Origin of the sequence: Corallincola spongiicola, from assembly GCF_004284785.1 — a bacterium.
Classification (GTDB): domain Bacteria; phylum Pseudomonadota; class Gammaproteobacteria; order Enterobacterales; family Neiellaceae; genus Corallincola; species Corallincola holothuriorum.
Genome location: NZ_SHLY01000002.1, coordinates 87,819 through 105,967, shown reverse-complemented (window position 1 = coordinate 105,967; position 18,149 = coordinate 87,819). Strand labels below are relative to the sequence as shown.

Sequence of the window (18,149 nt, the reverse complement as noted above, 5' to 3'; positions counted from 1 at the left end):
CCGCAATATCATGGTTTTTTGCAAAGATAATCGACATTATACGTCGAGAAGATCAGATGCGGTTTGTCTGTCACCCATACAAACCATTACAATGCCCTCTTTGCTCGCTACCAGTCTCAGTCAACAGGTCCAGAATGAAAGCCCATATCGAACAGTTGCTATCGCAAACCGTTGAAATCCTTAAGTCTGAACAGGTCATCCCTGCAGAGGTCACTCCCAGGATCCAGGTTGACCGTGCCCGCGATAAAAGCCACGGCGATCTGGCAACCAACTTAGCAATGATGCTGGCAAAGCCTGCCAAGATGAATCCTCGGCAATTAGCAGAACAAATAATTGCCAAGCTGCCCGCCTCTGAGCGGGTTGCCAAAGTGGAGATCGCCGGCCCGGGCTTTATCAATTTCTTCCTCGATAGTGGTTTCCTTGGCAAGCAGATCACTGAAATTGTTGCTGACCCGCGGGCGAACGTCGCCACAGTCGACTCACCACAGACAATTGTGGTGGATTACTCTGCCCCCAATGTCGCGAAAGAGATGCATGTCGGCCATATCCGCTCGACCATTATTGGTGACGCGTTGGTGCGGACATTGGAGTTTCTCGGACACAAAGTGATCCGCGCCAACCATATTGGCGACTGGGGCACCCAGTTCGGCATGTTAATCACCCACCTGGAATCATTGCAGAGCGAGCAGCCCGACGCCGTCAACTCGGAACTCAGTGATCTGGAGAAGTTCTACCGTGAGTCCAAGCAGCGTTATGACGCTGATGAAGTGTTTGCCGAGAAAGCCCGTAATTACGTGGTAAAACTGCAAAGCGGTGACGCTTGGTGCCGTGAGATGTGGCAGAAACTGGTGGACATCACCCTCGAGCAAAACCAAAAAAATTACGACCGTTTGAATGTCTCACTCAACAGCAGCCACACCATGGGCGAAAGCCTGTACAACCCGATGCTGAAAGAGATCGTTGATGATCTAAAAGCCAAAGGGCTGGCGGTTGAGGATGACGGTGCCGTCGTGGTGTTCCTCGACGAGTATAAGAACAAAGATGGTGACCCGATGGGGGTGATCATTCAAAAGCGCGATGGCGGCTACCTTTATACCACCACAGATATCGCTTGCGCCAAGTATCGTCATGAACAGTTACATGCTGATCGCGTGCTCTACTTCATCGATTCGCGACAAGCAATGCATCTGCAGCAAGCTTGGACTATCGTCCGCAAAGCCGGCTATATCCCCGCCGAGATGAGCCTAGAGCACCACGCTTTCGGCATGATGCTGGGCAAAGATGGTAAGCCATTTAAAACCCGCTCAGGTGGCACGGTTAAGCTTTCTGATCTACTGGACGAAGCACAGCAACGCGCTATCGATCTGGTACGCAGTAAAAACCCGGACTTGGCCGCAGATGAACTGGCAAGTATTGCCGACGCAGTGGGTATTGGCGCGGTGAAATATGCTGATCTGTCAAAGAATCGTACCACTGATTACATCTTTGATTGGGACAACATGCTGGCGTTTGAAGGCAATACTGCGCCTTATCTGCAGTACGCATATACGCGTATTCAGTCAATTTTCCGGAAAGCTGGAGTCGACCCGACACAGCTCAGCGGTGAAGTCTCTCTAGTGCAAGCTGCGGAAGAGAACCTGGCGCAAAAGCTGGTGCAGTTTAATGACATCATTCAAAGCGTCGCGACAAAAGGCACACCACATCTGTTATGCGGCTACCTGTTCGAACTGGCAGGCAACTTCATGACGTTCTACGAAGCTTGTCCGGTAAACAAAGATGATGTCGCTGCCGACGTGAAACAAAGTCGCTTACAATTGTGCGCTGCCACAGCCAAAACACTTAAGTTAGGCTTAGACACGCTGGGAATTAAGACACTGGAGAAGATGTAAACCGTGCCAAGGGATTACGCCCACCGCAGTAAGCCAAAGCCCCGTCGCGCTGCAACCAAATCAACGGGGCGCAGCGCTAAAAAGGCTCCGGCGCCGGTAAAGAAACCACCCTATTTCGCCATGGTGATCGCCGTGGCGCTGGTAGGTGCGTTTGGCTACCTGCTGATGCAGCTCAATGGGACAGCGGAAACGCAACCCGCACCAGTGGCAGAAACCACCAAACCCAAGGTCACCACACGTCCGCAAAGCCAGCCGAAGGAAACGCCACTGCCACCGCCGCCAGCGGAGGATTGGCAGTACATCGAAGAGCTGGAAAACAAAGAAGTGGTGGTTGATGTACCACCGCCAGAGCCCAGCCAAGGGCCCTATCAGATGCAGTGCGCTTCGTTCCGCAGTTCAGCACAAGCGGAATCGATGAAGGCAAAAATTGCCTTTCAGGGCAAAGAAGCAATGGTACGACGGGCGGAAGGCAAAAGTGGCACCTGGTATAAGGTGGTACTCGGCCCCTACGAGCAGAAACGTAGCGCCGAAAAAGATCGCCATATCCTCGCCCGTAGCGGTATCAAGACCTGCAAGATCTGGAAATGGCAGGGTTGAGTTCCTGAGCTTGCGTCCCCACATCCTTTTCTATGTGTGAAAGGTGGCTGCTTCCAGCCACCTAAACCAAAGGAAAGATTTGTGACCACTATTGTTTCAGTTCGCCGTAATGGCAAAGTCGTCATCGCCGGTGACGGTCAGGTTTCCCTCGGTAATACCGTGATGAAAGGTAACGCCCGTAAAGTGCGTCGCCTGTATAACAATCGTGTGATCGGTGGCTTCGCTGGCGGTACCGCCGACGCATTTACTCTGTTCGAACGCTTTGAAGCCAAGCTAGAGATGCATCAAGGCCACCTGCAAAAAGCCGCCGTAGAGCTCGCCAAAGACTGGCGCTCCGATCGAGCGCTACGCCGCTTAGAAGCGCTGTTAGCCGTTGCGGATCATGAGAGCTCACTGATCATTACCGGTAATGGTGATGTCGTGCAGCCAGAACATGATCTGATCGCCATCGGCTCTGGTGGGCCATTCGCCCAAGCCGCCGCATTAGCTCTGTTGGAAAATACCGAGCTGGAAGCAAAAGAGATCGCAGAAAAAGCCCTGACGATTGCAGGCGACATCTGCGTCTTTACCAACAGCTTCCATACCATCGAAGAAATTGACAGTAACAACGCATAAGCAAGTACCCGCGTTGCAGACAGGATCAGAACATGTCCCAAATGACCCCGAGAGAAATTGTCCACGAATTAGACCGGCATATTATCGGTCAGGACGACGCTAAACGCGCCGTTGCCATTGCCCTGCGTAATCGCTGGCGCCGGATGCAGTTGGAGCCAGAGTTACGTCAGGAAGTCACGCCAAAAAATATCCTGATGATCGGCCCGACCGGTGTCGGCAAAACCGAGATCGCCCGTCGTTTAGCTAAATTGGCTAATGCCCCATTTATTAAGATCGAAGCTACCAAATTCACCGAGGTGGGTTATGTAGGTAAAGAGGTTGATAGCATTATCCGTGACCTCACCGACATGGCAATGAAGATGGTGCGCGAGCAGGAGACGGAACGCTTCAAGTACCGGGCAGAAGAGTTGGCCGAAGAGCGCATTTTGGATGCCTTGCTGCCACCACCACGCAACCAGTTTGGTGAGCCAGAAGCAACCTCAGATAGCAATACCCGTCAGGTGTTTCGGAAAAAGTTACGGGAAGGTCAACTCAACGATAAAGAGATCGAGATTGAGATCGCACAGCCACAAGTCGGCGTAGAGATCATGGCACCACCCGGCATGGAAGAGATGACCAACCAGCTACAAGGGATGTTTCAAAATATCGCTGGACGCGGCACCGAAGGTAAATCTCGTAAACTAAAAGTATCAGAAGCACTAAAATTGGCGACCGAAGAGGAAGCAGCCAAGCTGATTAACCCTGAAGAGCTTAAAGAAAAAGCGCTGGAATCAGTAGAACAGCATGGCATCGTGTTCATTGATGAGATCGACAAGGTCTGCAAACGTGCCGACACATCAGGCCCCGATGTCAGCCGAGAGGGCGTACAGCGTGATCTCCTGCCATTGGTGGAAGGCTGCACGGTCAATACCAAGCATGGCATGGTGAAGACTGACCATATCCTGTTTGTCGCCTCCGGCGCATTCCAGATGGCTAAGCCATCAGATCTGATCCCAGAACTGCAGGGGCGCCTACCGATCCGTGTTGAGTTAGGCGCACTTAGTAGCGACGACTTTGTACGCATCTTGACGGAGCCCAAAGCATCACTGACAGAGCAATATCGAGCACTGATGGCTACCGAAGGTGTATCAGTTGAGTTCACTGACGATGGCATCAAAAAGATCGCCGACGCCGCCTGGCAGGTCAACGAAACAACAGAAAACATCGGTGCCCGACGTCTGCATACCGTGATGGAACGCTTAATGGAGGAGGTCTCTTTTGACGCCTCCGATAAACAAGGCGAGTCACTACTGATCGATGGCCAATATGTCACCGACCATCTGGATGCACTGGTCGAAGATGAAGATTTAAGTCGCTTCATCCTCTAATGGCCGGACCGCAACTCACAGGCATTACGCTAAATCGCGCTGAACGGCTCCTGACAGTGCGTTTTGATGACGGGGAAGCCTATGCCATTCCCTGTGAGTTGCTGCGCGTCTCCAGCCCCTCTGCTGAAGTTCACGGTCATGGTAAACCGGTGTTAGTCAGCCATAAGCGCGAGGTCAATATCAAGGCAATTGAAAGGGTAGGCAACTACGCCGTCAAACTGATATTTGACGATGGCCATGATACCGGCATCTACCCCTGGCAACTGCTGTATATTCTCGGGCGGGATCAAAGCAAGATCTGGCAAGATTATCTGCAACGCTTAGCTGCTCAGAAAGGCAGTAGAGAGCCGCTAATACCGGTGCAGGTGAAGTTTTCAGACTAAATAACACCCATCAACCAGCCGGAACTCAGGCATTAAAAAAGGCAGCGAACGCTGCCTTTTTTATTTCCCGCAAGGGGAATTAGCCGTTTACGCTGTCTTTCAGTGCTTTACCAGCAGTGAATGCAGGAACGTTAGCCGCAGCGATCTGGATCTCTGCACCCGTCTGAGGGTTACGACCAGTGCGCGCAGCACGGTGAGAGATCTTAAATGTGCCGAAGCCTACCAGCTGTACTGGATCGCCTTCTTTCAGGCTTTGCGTCACTGATGCCAGCAGCACATCCAGTGCATCTTTTGCTTTAGCTTTGCTCAGATCTGCGCCTTCGGCAATCTTGTCGATCAGCTCGGTTTTGTTCATTGGAAAGTATCCTCGTTGTTATTAGTAATCTGACGTTTTCGCCAACTCTCTGGGAATTAATGAAGCAAAAGCGGCTTGGAAGCAAGCCGCATTGTATTTATTTACCTGATATTGGAAAAAAGATCACGAAAATTCCCCGCATCACGGGGCTTTCAGCGCATTTTTTAGACTTTGAACTCAGAAATAGCCGAGCTTAAATGAGCAGCCTGCTCTGCCACCTGTCCGGTTGCTTTTGCGTTGTGTTCACTGGCTTCCGCTGATTGAGCAGCAATATCACGAATGTTGGTCACATTGCGGTTCACTTCCGCCGCCACATGGCTCTGCTCTTCAATTGCTGTCGCAATCTGCGTACTCATATCCATAATATGAGTCACATCAGAAGTGATCTGACTCAACAGATCACCAGCGGCTGCCGCCTGCTCTGCACTGCCCATCCCCTCTTCTCGACACGTCGTCATCAATTGCACGATATCAACGGTACGAGCCTGAAGGTTATCAATGATATTTGCGATCTCTTGGGTCGACTCCTGGGTACGCATGGCCAAATTACGCACTTCATCTGCAACAACCGCAAAACCACGCCCCTGTTCACCGGCACGGGCGGCTTCAATCGCGGCATTCAACGCCAATAAATTGGTTTGTTCTGCGATACCACGGATCACATCAAGCACTGAACCGATAGTCACGCTGTCATTCTCTAACTGTGAAACCACTTCGGAGCTTTGCACCAAACGCTCTGACAAACTACGGATGCGATCCACAGTCATGTCCACTTCCGACTTACCAGCTTCAGCATTACGGTTAGTCTCTTCGGCATTATTGGCGGCCATTTCAGTGTTCTTGGCAATCTCCTCAATGGTGGCTCCCATCTCGGTCGCTGCGGTAGCCACCATGTCAGTTTCAGACAGCTGGCTTTGCATACCATCAAGCGTATGTTCTGAGTTGGACGACAGTTCTTCAGTGGCACTATTAAGCGAATTAACCGCATCCGTGACCTCGACGATCAAAGCGCGGAAGTTATCCATCATGTGATTAAAATTCTCGCTAACCTGCCCCAGTTCATTGTCTTCATTCACTTCCACTCGCAACGTTAAGTCGTTTGTTTCAGCGACCCGTCGCGTCATTACGCGTAACGCCTGAACGGGACGATTAATGGCACGAGAGATCTGAATGTTCAGTACCAACAGTAAGATGATCACCACCACCGCGAAAATAGTTAATATGGTATTGATACTGGCTTCTTTGGTGGTAATTTCTTCGTCAATATGCAGTTCGACTGCGGCAAGCAGCTCTTCACTTTGATGGATCACTGCACGCAACTCACCTCTTATGCCACTATTTTGATCCAGCCCTATTTTTTGCGCACCGGCAGCAAACAACTCAAATTGACTTTGATAATTACCTAACAGCGCCGTTAATTGGGATTTCGTGCCAGAGGCCAATTTACTGCCTTTGACATCGTTCAACAGTGACTGCATATTTTTACTAAATTTATCCAGATATTTAGCATCACTGCGCAACATAAAATCTTTTTCATTGCGGCGTAGCTGCAACATACCAGCCGCCAACTGATAATTCTTTTGAGCGTACAACAGCTCCTCAACATCATGCACCGCGCTTCGCAGAGCACCATTTAGCCCAGACTTATGATCCAAACCAATAACCCGCTGTTCGGCGATCAGCTGCTTGAATAGTTGATGATATTGGTCGATCACCGCTTTCAAGCGGTTTTCCTCTTCGACTATGGTTTCATTGTCCAAACGGGTCTGCAACAAAGCCAACGTCTGCTGAAAAGTAGCGACCTCTTCAGTAAATTTGCCTTCATATTTGTCCAGCTTACGTGCCAGAAAGTCTTTTTCATGGCGCCGTAACATCAACATAGAGCTGTTAAGCTTTTCCGTTTCCAGTGATGCCCGATGTAAGTCTCCAACACTGCTCATCCCCAACGCGCTAGCGACAGCCAACACAACAAGTGCGACAAGGCTTATCACCGTATTCAATTTTAGCTTTTGGCTTATCAACATCGCTCAACAAACTCCATCTATATCAGGGGCTGATCAATTCTATCGGCACCATTGGTTAATGGTTTAGCCGACAAAGAAAGATAAGCCAAAGTCTAGGCAGAAAATCTTGGTCATGCCTCATCTCTCTTTAAAGATCAGCAGCTTTAGTCACAGGATCGATGAGTTATGTCTATAAATAAGAGATAGCTCTCGTTACAAGGCTCTCACTATGGCTGCACCTTCATTGGCAGAAAATTTTGATCGTTACTTTGGCATCCGTTATGCGAAGAACCCGGCGCTGAAAAATTTTGCCTATCGCATCCGCCATCAGGTCTATGCGCAGGAACTGGGCTGGGAAGCCCCCAATCAAGATGAAATAGAGACAGATAGCTGTGATCCCTATGCTCACGTTTGCCTACTGGAGCATAAAACCAGCGGCCAGTATGCAGGAACTATCCGCCTAGTTATTCCCCCGGCCCATGCTGCCAATCAACCGCTACCCTTTGAGCAGCATTGCCTGCAAAGTTGTTGGCGCAGTGTGATCGATCCGGAAAGTCTGGAACGGGGCACATTCGGCGAAATATCCCGACTGGCAGTGCCTGACACCTTCCGCCGTAGGCAAGATGAAAAGGGTAAGCCGTTTGTCCTCGGTGAGAGCTCCACGGCACGGGCATTTACCGAAGAGGAGCGGCGAAATTTCCCCAACATCGCCATCGGCCTCTACTTGGCCGCCATCGCCATGGTGGATATCTGCCATCATCAGCATGTATTTGTGATGATGGAGCCACGTCTGCAGAGGCACCTAATGCGCTTTGGCCTGCCTTTCGAACAATCTGGTGAGGCGATGGAATACCACGGTACCCGGGCGCTATACATGCTGCCGAAAGCCAAACTCACCCGCTATCTATCAGACGATATCCAAGAGCTCTACGATCTGATCAAAGCGCAATTAGACCAGCAGCTCACGCTGATCCCATTTTGTCCGACAATGCAATGAGCGAATTTAACTACGCTGAAGCGTTTTCCCGCAATATTGGCTGGCTAACGGAAGATGAACAACAACAGCTTAGACGCAGTCGCATCGCCATTGCCGGAATGGGCGGTGTCGGCGGGGCACATCTACTTACCTTGGTGCGTCTGGGCTGTCAGCATTTTCATATCGCCGACCTCGACCAGTTTGAACAAGCCAATTTCAATCGTCAGGCAGGAGCCAGGTTAGATACCTTGCAGCAACAGAAAGCGGCAACCCTCGCCGACATGGCGAGGCAGATAAACCCTGAGGTGGAGATCCGTCTGTTCGAACAGGGGGTGAACAAAGATAACCTGGAGCCCTTTCTTGCCGACATCGATCTCTATATGGATGGCCTGGACTTCTTCGTGTTACCCGTGCGCCGACTGGTTTTTGCCAGATGCCGAGAGCTGGGCATTCCGGCTGTCACGGCCGCGCCACTAGGCATGGGCGCGGCATTATTAAGCTTTCTGCCAGACAGTATGCCTTTTGATGATTACTTCGGCCTTAATGATCAATCGATGCTCGAGCAATATCTGCGCTTCTATGTTGGTTTAGCACCAAAAGCTGCGCATCGGAATTACTTGGTGCTACCAGAGAAGATTGATTTAGCGAATAAAAAGGGGCCGTCGACCATCATGGGCTGCGAAATGTGTGCAGGCGTAGCTGCGACTCAAGCGCTGAAATTGCTACTGAAACGCGGCGCAGTCAAGCCTGCGCCTTGGAGCTTTCAGTACGATGCCTACTGCAACCGTCTGGCTAGCAGCTGGCGGCCGGGTGGCTATAAGCACCCTTTACAACGGCTATTGCTATGGCTGGCACGCCGCCATTTAAGAAAACAGGGTGCCGATATTTAACTCATAGTTCGCATTGATACAGCTGCAAAACGCCTTCAAGGCGCTCATTTTCAACCACCAACAACACGGTAATATTTAACTCATGCATAGTATCGGCGGCCTCCTGCAGCCTAGCCGATGGCGATATTACCCTTGGCCCCACGGTCATCACATCGGCTGCTGTTTGACGCAAAAAACTGTCTTCATATTTTTCTATCGCCCGACGAATATCACCATCAGTGATGATCCCTCGTAACTCGTCGCCATCCATCACGATCGCGACACCCAAACGCCCCTCTGTCGCCACCTGGATAACCTCTTTGGTGGAGGCAGTAGGCGCCAATATTGGCAGTTGCTCGCCACGCATCACATCCCGCACTCGAGTCAATAAGCGACGCCCCAAACTGCCCCCGGGATGAAAACGCGCGAAGTCAGATGGTTGAAAATCTCTGGCGACCATTAAGGCCATGGCTACCGCATCTCCCATAGCCGCCGTTGCTGTCGTTGAAGAGGTTGGCGCCAAACGCAGCGGACACGCTTCCTCTGCTACTGCAATCGACAGATGAAAATCCGCGTTGCGCGCCAAGGTGGAATCAAGGTTACCCGTCATCGCAATCAGGGTGTTCTTATTCGCTTGCATAAAGGGGATCAAGCCGATCAGCTCTTCACTCTCTCCAGAGTTGGAGATCGCCAATAAAATATCGTCTTTACCGACCATCCCTAGGTCGCCATGCCAAGCCTCCGCTGGATGCAAAAAGAAACTGGGAGTCCCTGTACTGGCCAGTGTGGCGGCGATCTTCTTCCCTATCAGGCCCGATTTTCCCATGCCGGTGACGACCAACTTGCCTTGACTGGCAAGGATAGTGTCTATCGCTAGGTCAAAACTCGCATCCAGTTGTTGCTTTAGATCGGAAATGGCATTGGCTTCCAGTTCAAATACTCGCAATGCCTGTTGGGTATGATTCATATGCTTGTCTTAAAGAGTAAAATGAATAGCTTGGCACAAGCTACGCTGATGCTCCAGCGGTGACAAGCAACCGGATCAAAGCCATTGAGTTTTTTTGTCGCCTGAAATTATATGCTCACTTTCGCCCACAACCGTTCAGCGACCTTCTCTAAGGGCTCTGAACGCTGCTGAGCCAACCAACCCGCCAACGCTGCCGCGACACAAGGGTATGACAAAGGCATCTTCGCTGGGGTAGCCAAGAATTCGTTCAACGATGACGCTGACAAGGTATCCATCACCTGAGCCAATTGCAGTTTCGCTAATGTCGCGGCGTTTGATTCCTGCTCAAACTGCCCCACTAACGGCTTTACCAGCAATTTTTTACCCAGAAAAAGCGCTTCAGATGGCAGTTCGAAACCACTGTTACATATCACCCCTTCCGCATCGGCAAGATCGTTGGCAAAGCTGTGCTTGCTCAAGGGTAACCACTGAATATGTTGCTGTAACTTCGCGCTTGAGATCGCCGGATGATAACAATAAAAATTCGTATTGGGCTGAGACAACAGCATGGTTTCAATCTTGATTAACGCTTCAAACGGCAGATAAACAACCACCTTATTTTTCAACGCCGGTAAGCTGCGATGCTCAATATCGATGATTGGGGGCAAAATGGTCTGGTCAAAATGGTGCCAGTGCAACCCTATATGCTCAGAGGCGGGGGCAAAACCGCTCATTAATATACGTGCAGCCAAGTTATAACCACGCTTAGGCACATCATAACGAAACGATGCTTGGTGACTTAAGGCAAGGCTGGGTACCCCTTGTAGTTTTGCTGCCCACGCAGTGACAGGCTCAAAATCGGTAATAACAAGGTCATAGGCACTCAAATCAAGCGAACGAATATCTCGCCATAATTGCCGCAAGCTGGCCTGTTTAAGCGTTTGCCATAGATTAATCGAGCCCGCAGAAACGGCAAAAGTCAGTCCTTGGCGCCAAAAAAAGTCACCAAACGGCTGCATATCAAATAGCTGATCTAACGGCCGGCCACTGACCAAGTAATCGGTTGCAATTCCCGCTTCAGCTAACGCCTTTGCCATAACCCGCGCACGAGTCATGTGACCATTTCCCGTGCCCTGTACCCCATACAGTATCTTCATCTACGACTTCTCAACGTCAGGCTCCCTACGGGAAATCAAAATCTCTCTATCCAACCAACGGCACCCGGCACTTACAGGCTGTGCTACACCAGTGAAATAACCGCTGTTGCGACCGTTATACCCAGCAGTGCGCCACAGACGACATCCGCCGGGAAGTGCACTCTTAGCATCACGCGGGAGTAACCCACCAAGCACGCCCAGCCATAGGCCAGCCACTGAATCTCTGCGAAAAATGTACTCAACATGGTCGCCATCACAAACGCCGCGGCCGTATGACCAGAGGGCAAACTAAACTTATCGGAAGGGGTTACCACGGCAGCGATACCGAGATTGGCTTGGGCAGGACGATTACGTTTAAAGCCATTTTTCAACAGCCAATAGATCGGTCGCTCAATAAGAAAAGCGGTCAAGGTGGCGATCAGAAAGGCGGTACCGCGCTCGGGGAATAAGCACCAAGCCATCAGCCCGACAAGCGGATACCAATAACCATCACCGGTTCTCGATAAGTAACGACAGGCAGTGACCAGACCAGGCCAACGATTAGCGCCAGAAAGGCGAAGAAATAACTGCTCATCAAGTTGCTTCAGACTCAATATGTTCATGAGGCACCTCCAACTAAGTTAGTTGCCAAGCTAAGGTGCATCAATGACAACAACATGACAGAAACAAGAAGGCTATATTTCAACCAGTTGACGAGGGCTGGCACCAATCGATGGCTCCGGCATCGAGTCGTTTTTCTGAAACTTATTTTGTGCGTTGATTCATACTCAGGCGGTAACTTCGTTGCCGCCGACAACGGTAAAGCGCATGCTCAACTTAATTCACGACAGGATCGCTGCAGCATGAAAAACATCACTTCACTCTCCTCATTTGGATGCTCAGCGCTATTGGCGCTCAGCCTAACCGCTTGCCAGCAGGCACCGGCAAATCCAGACACCCCTGGCTTAAGTGATGCCCTTGATCTGAGCCCGGTAGCCGTTGAGTTAAACGATAGCGGACTGCCTGCCGATTGGCAGAAACACGCGGTGTTTATGGAGATCTACATTCGGGGCTATCAGGACAGTGATGGTGATGGTATTGGCGACTTTAATGGCCTGACCTCACACCTCGATTACCTGCAAGATCTCGGAATAAAAGGGATCTGGTTGATGCCAATGATGCAAAGTCAGGATCGCGATCATGGCTATGCAGTAACCGACTATCGCAAAGTTGAACCCGATTACGGCAGTTTGGACGACTTCAAACACTTCCTAAACGAGGCCCACCGCCGTGGCATCGGGGTGATCATTGACTACCTAATTAATCATAGCGCTGCACAGAACCCACTGTTCCTCGATTCAGATAAACATCTAGCGGGTAAACGTGACTGGTATATTTGGCGTGACGATTTTCAACACTGGCCGAACTGGGGGGGCAACGAAACCTGGCATGCCGGAACTGACGGTTTCTATTACGGTATTTTTTGGGATCAAATGCCCGATTTTAATCTGCGTCATCCCGAGGTAGTCAGCTTCCACCAAAACAACTTACGTTACTGGCTTAATTTAGGGGTCGATGGGTTCCGCTTCGACGCCGTCGGCACACTGTTCGAAAACGGCAGCAGCGCCATGCTCAATCAGCCAGACAATCACCGCTTCCTCGCCGATAGCATCCGTCCGATCGTGATGGAATATCCCAATCGCTATATGGTCTGCGAAAATCCGGATGGCCCCATGCCCACCGCAGAATCTTGTGGTAGTGCGTTCTATTTCGGTCTACAAGGCGCCATTCTTGCCAGTGCTAAGTTTGGCAAAACCAAGCAGCGCATGAAGGATCGACTAGAGAATGCACCGATGGCGCAACTGGCCACGCTGTTAGCCAACCACGATTCATTTGCTGGCGGCCGAATCATGGAGCAACTAAAGGGCGACGAGGGTAGCTATCGCATGGCTGCGGCAACACTGCTGACCCTGCCTGGTACACCTTTTATCTACTACGGTGAAGAGATAGGGATAGGTCATAGCCTCGACATCACCGATCCGGATCCCGACCACAGATTACGAACCCCGATGAGCTGGACTGACGACGCCAACAGTGCAGGCTTCACCACCGGCACACCATTTCGAGCCGTCGCTAATAATGTCGCGACGCATAACGTTGCTGCCGCGCTTGAACAACCGAGCTCATTACTCAACCACTACCGCCACTGGATCCAGTTACGTAATCAGCAGCCAGCCTTGCAGAGCGGCAACTACCAAGCGGTTGAAGTCACCGATAAACGGATCTTTGCGTTTACCCGAACACTTGATGATGACGTACGTCTGGTACTACTGAACTACAGCTCGCAGCCCGTTGAACTGACACTGACCGATAACTGTTGGCAGATTATCGACAGCTATCCCAACAGCCCCCTTGCCGGGACTTTACCGACGACGGTGAGTTTACCGCCACAAACAGCGACATTAGCGCAGCCCTGCGAGTGAAACAGCAGCTGCGTTAAATCAAATAGTTAGCGAGCATTGCAACACGGAGATCGCTTTGCACTAGAAAGGCGCTTATACTCTTTGTCGTTAAGCGAGCCTCGAGCTAAAAAGCCGTTATCAATCAAGGAGACAGTTATGGAATACAACACCTCGGAACTGTGCGATATCTATCTCGATTCCGTCGATGTGGTAGAACCCATGTTTGCATCCTACGGAGGACGCAGCTCCTTCGGTGGTCAGGTCACCACCATTAAATGTTTTGAAGACAACGGCTTAATCCGCGACGCGGTGCAGGAAGATGGTAGCGGACGCGTGCTGTTAATCGATGGCGGCGGCTCATTACGCCGAGCGCTAGTGGATGCAGAGATTGCCGAAACGGCGACCGATAATGGCTGGGAAGGCTTGGTAGTTTATGGCTGTATTCGCGATGTCGATGCCGTCGGTGAATTTGAGCTAGGCGTACAGGCGCTGGCGTCTATTCCTGTTGGCGCAGACGGCGAGAGCATTGGTGAAGTTGACGTAGCAGTCAATTTTGGCGGTGTGACTTTTCTACCGGAAGATCACCTTTACGCCGACACCACAGGCGTGCTGTTATCTGCCGAGCCTCTCGACATAGAATAACCCTCGTTGAACAACACTCCAGAACTCCGCCCCGGACGGTATCGCCACTTTAAAGGTGGCGAGTATCAGGTAATCGATCTCGCCCGTCACAGTGAAACCGAAGAGTGGATGGTACTCTACCGACCGCTTTACGGAGAACAGCAGTTATGGGTGAGACCGCTTGCCATGTTCACAGAAAAAGTCAGCCATCAAAATAAAACAGTGGCGCGCTTCACACCCGTCGAATGAGCAACTTGGCGTTGACGCTAATTTCCTTAAAGTGGTCGGTCATCTAACACGGATGCACGTTTAAAGAATGATTTAAGGAGATGCTGTTATGGGTGCAGTATTGGAAGCAACCATCATTGGATGCCTCTATTTTATCCCTATATTTCTCACTGCAAATCTACTCCAAGCTGGCCGCCGCACGGTTTTTCCTTGTATCGTCGCCGCAGGTGTGTGTTGCAGTATGACAGAGTTAGTTAGCCTGATCGCACTGCCAGAGTGGTCCTCTGCTGGGGCGATTTTGGGGGCGTCAGCGTTGCTGTTTACCTTGGTGCTTGATGCTAAATGGTATTTGGCTGCAGGTATCGTCGCGATCAGCTATCTTGTGCAAATGGGAATGACTGAAACCGGCACCATGCTACTGAACGCTGTATAGATTTTTTTGTGAGCTAAATCAGCACACCGGTAACAAGCTGGCACTCAAACTGCAATCAATCACTATAATCATTCGATAGTTGGATAATCGCACCAATATCGAACGTGATGAATCATGAGCCGATCTCGACGCACCTTAGTGGTGCAATGTAAGGAAGATGATGCCAGCATCACCATTGTGGCCAGACACTCCTCTGACTGAGGAACGCAAACAAGCGTTGCTTGATAAGCTCACACAGCCATTTAACGAGTTGTGTGAGCAACTTCAGTTGCCTGATAGCTACAGAGAGCTACTCACGCAAATCTATCTGCCGTTAGGTGAGTGGATCTCTCGTCAACGCCTACTCCAAGGCAAGCTTTGCTATGTTTTCGGTGTCAACGGTGGTCAGGGTAGCGGTAAGTCAACCTTGTGCCATTTCCTCAAGCTGGTGATGGAGCAGGGTTTTGATCTGCGTACCGTTGGTTTCTCCGTTGATGACCTCTACCTCAGTAAACGTAGCCGTCATGTATTAGCTCGCAATCAGCACCCATTATTGGCAACCCGCGGCGTGCCTGGCACCCATGATGTGGCATCAGGTCTCGAACTGCTCAACCGTTTACGTACGTTACGGGCGAACGAAGCGACCTATCTACCCAGCTTTAACAAAGCGGTTGATGATTGCGATCCCATGGAAGCTTGGCAGACCTGTGAAGGCCCGGTGGACTTGGTTATTTTTGAAGGTTGGTGTGTCGGCACCCCCGCCCAAAGCGAAGCTTCTCTGGCGATCCCAATGAACGCCCTCGAACGTGAAGAGGATGCTGATGGCCAGTGGCGGCGCTATGTTAATCAGCAATTAGCTGGACCATACCAAACGCTATTCGCCCGTATTGACGCCCTATTAATGCTGAAAGTGCCAGACCTAAACGCTGTTAAACAATGGCGTGGTCAGCAAGAACAACAGCTTCAGGCGAAAGCCGGAAAACAGGCTGGCGTGATGGACGAAGAGAGCTTAGCTCGTTTTCTGATGCATTATCAGCGACTGACTAATCACGCACTGAAAACCTTACCCGATTTGGCTGACATCTGTTTTCACCTCAACGAAAGCCACGGTATCGATAAGGTGCAAATAAACAAAATGCTTTGCTAATGAGGAGGTGATTTATCGTTAGTCCCCAAGCCCAACTGATCGTCTATAGCGATCTAGACGGCACACTGCTAGATCATCACAATTACAGTTTTGCAGCTGCGCAACGCTCTCTGGCACTACTGGCAAGCGCTAATTTCCCCCTGCTCCTTAATACCAGTAAAACATTTTCGGAAGTGATAAGTCTGCGCCACCAGCTCGATAATCATCATCCATTTATCATCGAAAATGGCAGCGCCATCTGTATACCAGCAAATTATTTTGTCTGGCTTGACGGTATGTTGTCGACCCAGCTTTACGCTGGTGAGCAGCGCTATTTCATCCAAAATCTAGGCCCCAACTACAGCAACATCATTAAGGTGCTGCACCAACTTCGCAAGCAGCACGGCTATCAATTTACCGGCTTTGCCGATATGTCTGATGCCGACGTGGCAGATTGTACTTCACTGCCTCTGGCGGATGCCCAGATGGCGAAACGCCGACAGGCCAGTGAGCCGATGTTATGGCAAGACAGTGACGCCGCATTGACGCAGTTAAAGCTGCAACTCAAGCCCCTTGGCTTAAAAGTACTCAAAGGTGGGCGCTTCTTGCATGTGATGGGGCACGTAGACAAAAGCACTGCACTGGATTGGTTGCAACCCCATTTCGCCCGAAAATATGCACAGTTCAAACAGATCACAGTCGCCTTGGGTGACAGCCAAAATGACCTATGCATGCTTGAACGTGCTGACATTGGCGTGGTTATCCCCGATGCCAAAAATCAACGGTTAAGCCCTGTGGGCAAGCAGATAAAGTTTGCATCCCAGCAAGGCCCTGAAGGCTGGGACGCAGTAATGTATCCACTGATATTAGACATTATAAATTCATTACCTGAGAAGGAATTCATGCATGGCTGATTTTTACCAGAACGGTCTGGTGACCACACTTCATAATCTCACACAGCGGCCACTGGATGAGTTAGAACAGGAGCTGGCCAGCTTCTCTCGTCAACGCCCTATGTCACTGGTATTGCCGTCTCTTTATTCGGAGCTTCAAGCGCCGGCATTGGACAATATTGTCGAGGAGCTCAAAGGAGCCACCTACCTCAATGAAGTGGTTATTGGTCTCGACCGCGCCTCAAAAGAGGAGTTTGAACATGCCAAGGAGTACTTTTCCCGTCTACCACAACACCATAGGATCCTATGGAACGATGGACCAAGGCTGCGCGCGTTAGATCAGCTACTGGTCGACAAAGGCTTAGCCCCGGAGCAGCCAGGTAAAGGACGTAACGTCTGGTATTGCTTTGGCTATGTACTCGCTTCCGGTCGCGGTAAGGCTGTAGCACTGCACGATTGCGATATCGTCACCTATCAGCGGGAGATGCTCGCACGTTTGATCTATCCAGTGGCCAACCCGTCATTTAACTATGAATTTTGTAAGGGCTACTACTCACGTTGGTCCGATGGCAAGCTCAATGGTCGTGTCTGCCGCCTGTTGGTCACCCCACTGATCAAAGCGTTGAAAAAAATCTGTGGTTACGACGACTATCTGGAGTACCTGGATAGCTTCCGTTACGCCCTTGCTGGGGAGTTCTCAATGCAGGCGGATGTGCTACGCGAGCTCCGCATCCCAAGCGATTGGGGACTGGAAATCGGTGTACTCTCAGAAGTCTATCGTAACTACAATACGAACCGATTGTGCCAAGTCGATATCGCCGATGTGTATGATCACAAGCATCAAGATCTCTCCATCGACAACCATGATGCCGGACTGGCAAAAATGGCAACAGATATTGCAAAAGCGATGATGCGCAAGCTGGCCACGCAAGGGCATGTGTTTAATTCTGGCGCGTTTCGTAGCCTAAAGGCCACCTACTTTAGGTCGGCACTCGACTTTATCGAAAACTATTACAACGATGCCAAGATCAATGGCTTGACCTTGGATCGCCATGCAGAGGAGGAAGCGGTAGAGCTGTTTGCCAAGTGCATAACTGAAGCTGGCGAAGCATTCCTCGCCAATCCATCAGCAACACCGTTTATCCCCAGCTGGAACCGGATCACCAGTGCTGTTCCTGATTTTCTTGACCGCCTCTACGATGCCGTAGAAGCAGACAACAGCTAAGCGATAAACACTCACAAGGTGCTAAATAGAACGCCCGCATATTGCG

Annotated in this window: 19 protein-coding genes; 14 read left to right on the top strand and 5 right to left on the bottom strand. The window is 50.7% G+C overall.

Features of this window, described 5'->3' with window-relative positions; genetic code table 11:
- Positions 1-134 precede the first annotated feature (134 nt).
- The 5 genes from argS (at position 135) to EXY25_RS06130 (ending at position 4,851) form a co-directional block, all read left to right on the top strand.
- On the top strand, positions 135-1,889 hold the full coding sequence (argS, locus tag EXY25_RS06150; protein WP_130566126.1) for an arginine--tRNA ligase: 1,755 nt from the start codon (positions 135-137) through the stop codon (positions 1,887-1,889).
- A 3-nt stretch (positions 1,890-1,892) separates the two neighbouring features.
- Positions 1,893-2,486 (top strand): SPOR domain-containing protein, encoded by a 594-nt coding sequence (locus tag EXY25_RS06145; protein ID WP_130566125.1) that lies wholly within the window; start codon positions 1,893-1,895, stop codon positions 2,484-2,486.
- 81 nt (positions 2,487-2,567) lie between these two features.
- Positions 2,568-3,101 carry an ATP-dependent protease subunit HslV gene (gene hslV, locus EXY25_RS06140; RefSeq protein WP_114339641.1) on the top strand — a complete coding sequence of 178 codons (534 nt, stop codon included), beginning with the start codon at positions 2,568-2,570 and terminating at the stop codon, positions 3,099-3,101.
- 32 nt (positions 3,102-3,133) lie between these two features.
- Positions 3,134-4,468, top strand: a complete 1,335-nt coding sequence (gene hslU / locus EXY25_RS06135) for an ATP-dependent protease ATPase subunit HslU (protein WP_114339642.1) — start codon at positions 3,134-3,136, stop codon at positions 4,466-4,468.
- Entirely contained in the window at positions 4,468-4,851 is a 384-nt protein-coding gene (locus tag EXY25_RS06130) for a gamma-butyrobetaine hydroxylase family protein (protein WP_114339643.1), read from the top strand. Before hslU ends, EXY25_RS06130 begins: the two co-directional genes overlap by 1 nt.
- Before the next feature lie 79 nt (positions 4,852-4,930).
- On the opposite strand, the gene EXY25_RS06125 is transcribed toward EXY25_RS06130, so the two are convergent.
- Together EXY25_RS06125 and EXY25_RS06120 are read right to left on the bottom strand one after the other, a co-directional pair.
- Entirely contained in the window at positions 4,931-5,206 is a 276-nt protein-coding gene (locus EXY25_RS06125) for an HU family DNA-binding protein (RefSeq protein ID WP_114339644.1), read from the bottom strand.
- A 164-nt stretch (positions 5,207-5,370) separates the two neighbouring features.
- Entirely contained in the window at positions 5,371-7,230 is a 1,860-nt protein-coding gene (locus tag EXY25_RS06120) for a methyl-accepting chemotaxis protein (protein WP_130566124.1), read from the bottom strand.
- Positions 7,231-7,438: 208 nt separating this feature from the next.
- Here EXY25_RS06120 and EXY25_RS06115 point away from each other — a divergent pair, with 208 nt between their 5' ends.
- Both EXY25_RS06115 and EXY25_RS06110 read left to right on the top strand, forming a co-directional pair.
- Positions 7,439-8,206 carry a PEP-CTERM/exosortase system-associated acyltransferase gene (locus EXY25_RS06115; RefSeq protein ID WP_114339646.1) on the top strand — a complete coding sequence of 256 codons (768 nt, stop codon included), beginning with the start codon at positions 7,439-7,441 and terminating at the stop codon, positions 8,204-8,206.
- Complete coding sequence (locus tag EXY25_RS06110) at positions 8,203-9,075, top strand: ThiF family adenylyltransferase (RefSeq protein WP_130566123.1); 873 nt, start codon at positions 8,203-8,205, stop codon at positions 9,073-9,075. Before EXY25_RS06115 ends, EXY25_RS06110 begins: the two co-directional genes overlap by 4 nt.
- 1 nt (position 9,076) lies before the next feature.
- Here EXY25_RS06110 and EXY25_RS06105 read toward each other — a convergent pair whose 3' ends face one another.
- The 3 genes from EXY25_RS06105 to EXY25_RS06095 form a co-directional block, all read right to left on the bottom strand.
- Complete coding sequence (locus EXY25_RS06105) at positions 9,077-10,021, bottom strand: KpsF/GutQ family sugar-phosphate isomerase (RefSeq protein WP_114339648.1); 945 nt, start codon at positions 10,019-10,021, stop codon at positions 9,077-9,079.
- A 107-nt stretch (positions 10,022-10,128) separates the two neighbouring features.
- A complete protein-coding gene (locus EXY25_RS06100) occupies positions 10,129-11,157 on the bottom strand; it encodes an MJ1255/VC2487 family glycosyltransferase (RefSeq protein ID WP_130566122.1) in 1,029 nt (342 codons plus the stop codon).
- An 83-nt stretch (positions 11,158-11,240) separates the two neighbouring features.
- Positions 11,241-11,759 (bottom strand): phosphatase PAP2 family protein, encoded by a 519-nt coding sequence (locus tag EXY25_RS06095; RefSeq protein ID WP_114339650.1) that lies wholly within the window; start codon positions 11,757-11,759, stop codon positions 11,241-11,243.
- Positions 11,760-11,999: 240 nt separating this feature from the next.
- Between EXY25_RS06095 and EXY25_RS06090 the strand changes: the two genes are divergently transcribed.
- The 7 genes from EXY25_RS06090 (at position 12,000) to EXY25_RS06060 (ending at position 18,103) form a co-directional block, all read left to right on the top strand.
- The gene (locus EXY25_RS06090; RefSeq protein ID WP_165419285.1) at positions 12,000-13,619 is read left to right on the top strand and encodes an alpha-amylase family glycosyl hydrolase; all 1,620 of its coding nucleotides are present in this window, start codon (positions 12,000-12,002) and stop codon (positions 13,617-13,619) included.
- A 135-nt stretch (positions 13,620-13,754) separates the two neighbouring features.
- Complete coding sequence (gene rraA, locus EXY25_RS06085) at positions 13,755-14,240, top strand: ribonuclease E activity regulator RraA (RefSeq protein ID WP_114339652.1); 486 nt, start codon at positions 13,755-13,757, stop codon at positions 14,238-14,240.
- Between the two features lie 6 nt (positions 14,241-14,246).
- Complete coding sequence (locus tag EXY25_RS06080) at positions 14,247-14,468, top strand: DUF1653 domain-containing protein (RefSeq protein ID WP_114339653.1); 222 nt, start codon at positions 14,247-14,249, stop codon at positions 14,466-14,468.
- 88 nt (positions 14,469-14,556) lie between these two features.
- Positions 14,557-14,880, top strand: a complete 324-nt coding sequence (locus EXY25_RS06075) for a hypothetical protein (RefSeq protein WP_114339654.1) — start codon at positions 14,557-14,559, stop codon at positions 14,878-14,880.
- A gap of 160 nt (positions 14,881-15,040) precedes the next feature.
- The gene (locus EXY25_RS06070) at positions 15,041-16,006 is read left to right on the top strand and encodes a kinase (RefSeq protein WP_205695288.1); all 966 of its coding nucleotides are present in this window, start codon (positions 15,041-15,043) and stop codon (positions 16,004-16,006) included.
- A 14-nt stretch (positions 16,007-16,020) separates the two neighbouring features.
- Positions 16,021-16,899 carry an HAD-IIB family hydrolase gene (locus tag EXY25_RS06065; RefSeq protein ID WP_114339655.1) on the top strand — a complete coding sequence of 293 codons (879 nt, stop codon included), beginning with the start codon at positions 16,021-16,023 and terminating at the stop codon, positions 16,897-16,899.
- Positions 16,892-18,103: a glycosyltransferase family protein gene (locus EXY25_RS06060; protein WP_114339656.1), complete on the top strand. Its 1,212-nt coding sequence runs from the start codon at positions 16,892-16,894 to the stop codon at positions 18,101-18,103. Before EXY25_RS06065 ends, EXY25_RS06060 begins: the two co-directional genes overlap by 8 nt.
- Positions 18,104-18,149 lie beyond the last annotated feature (46 nt).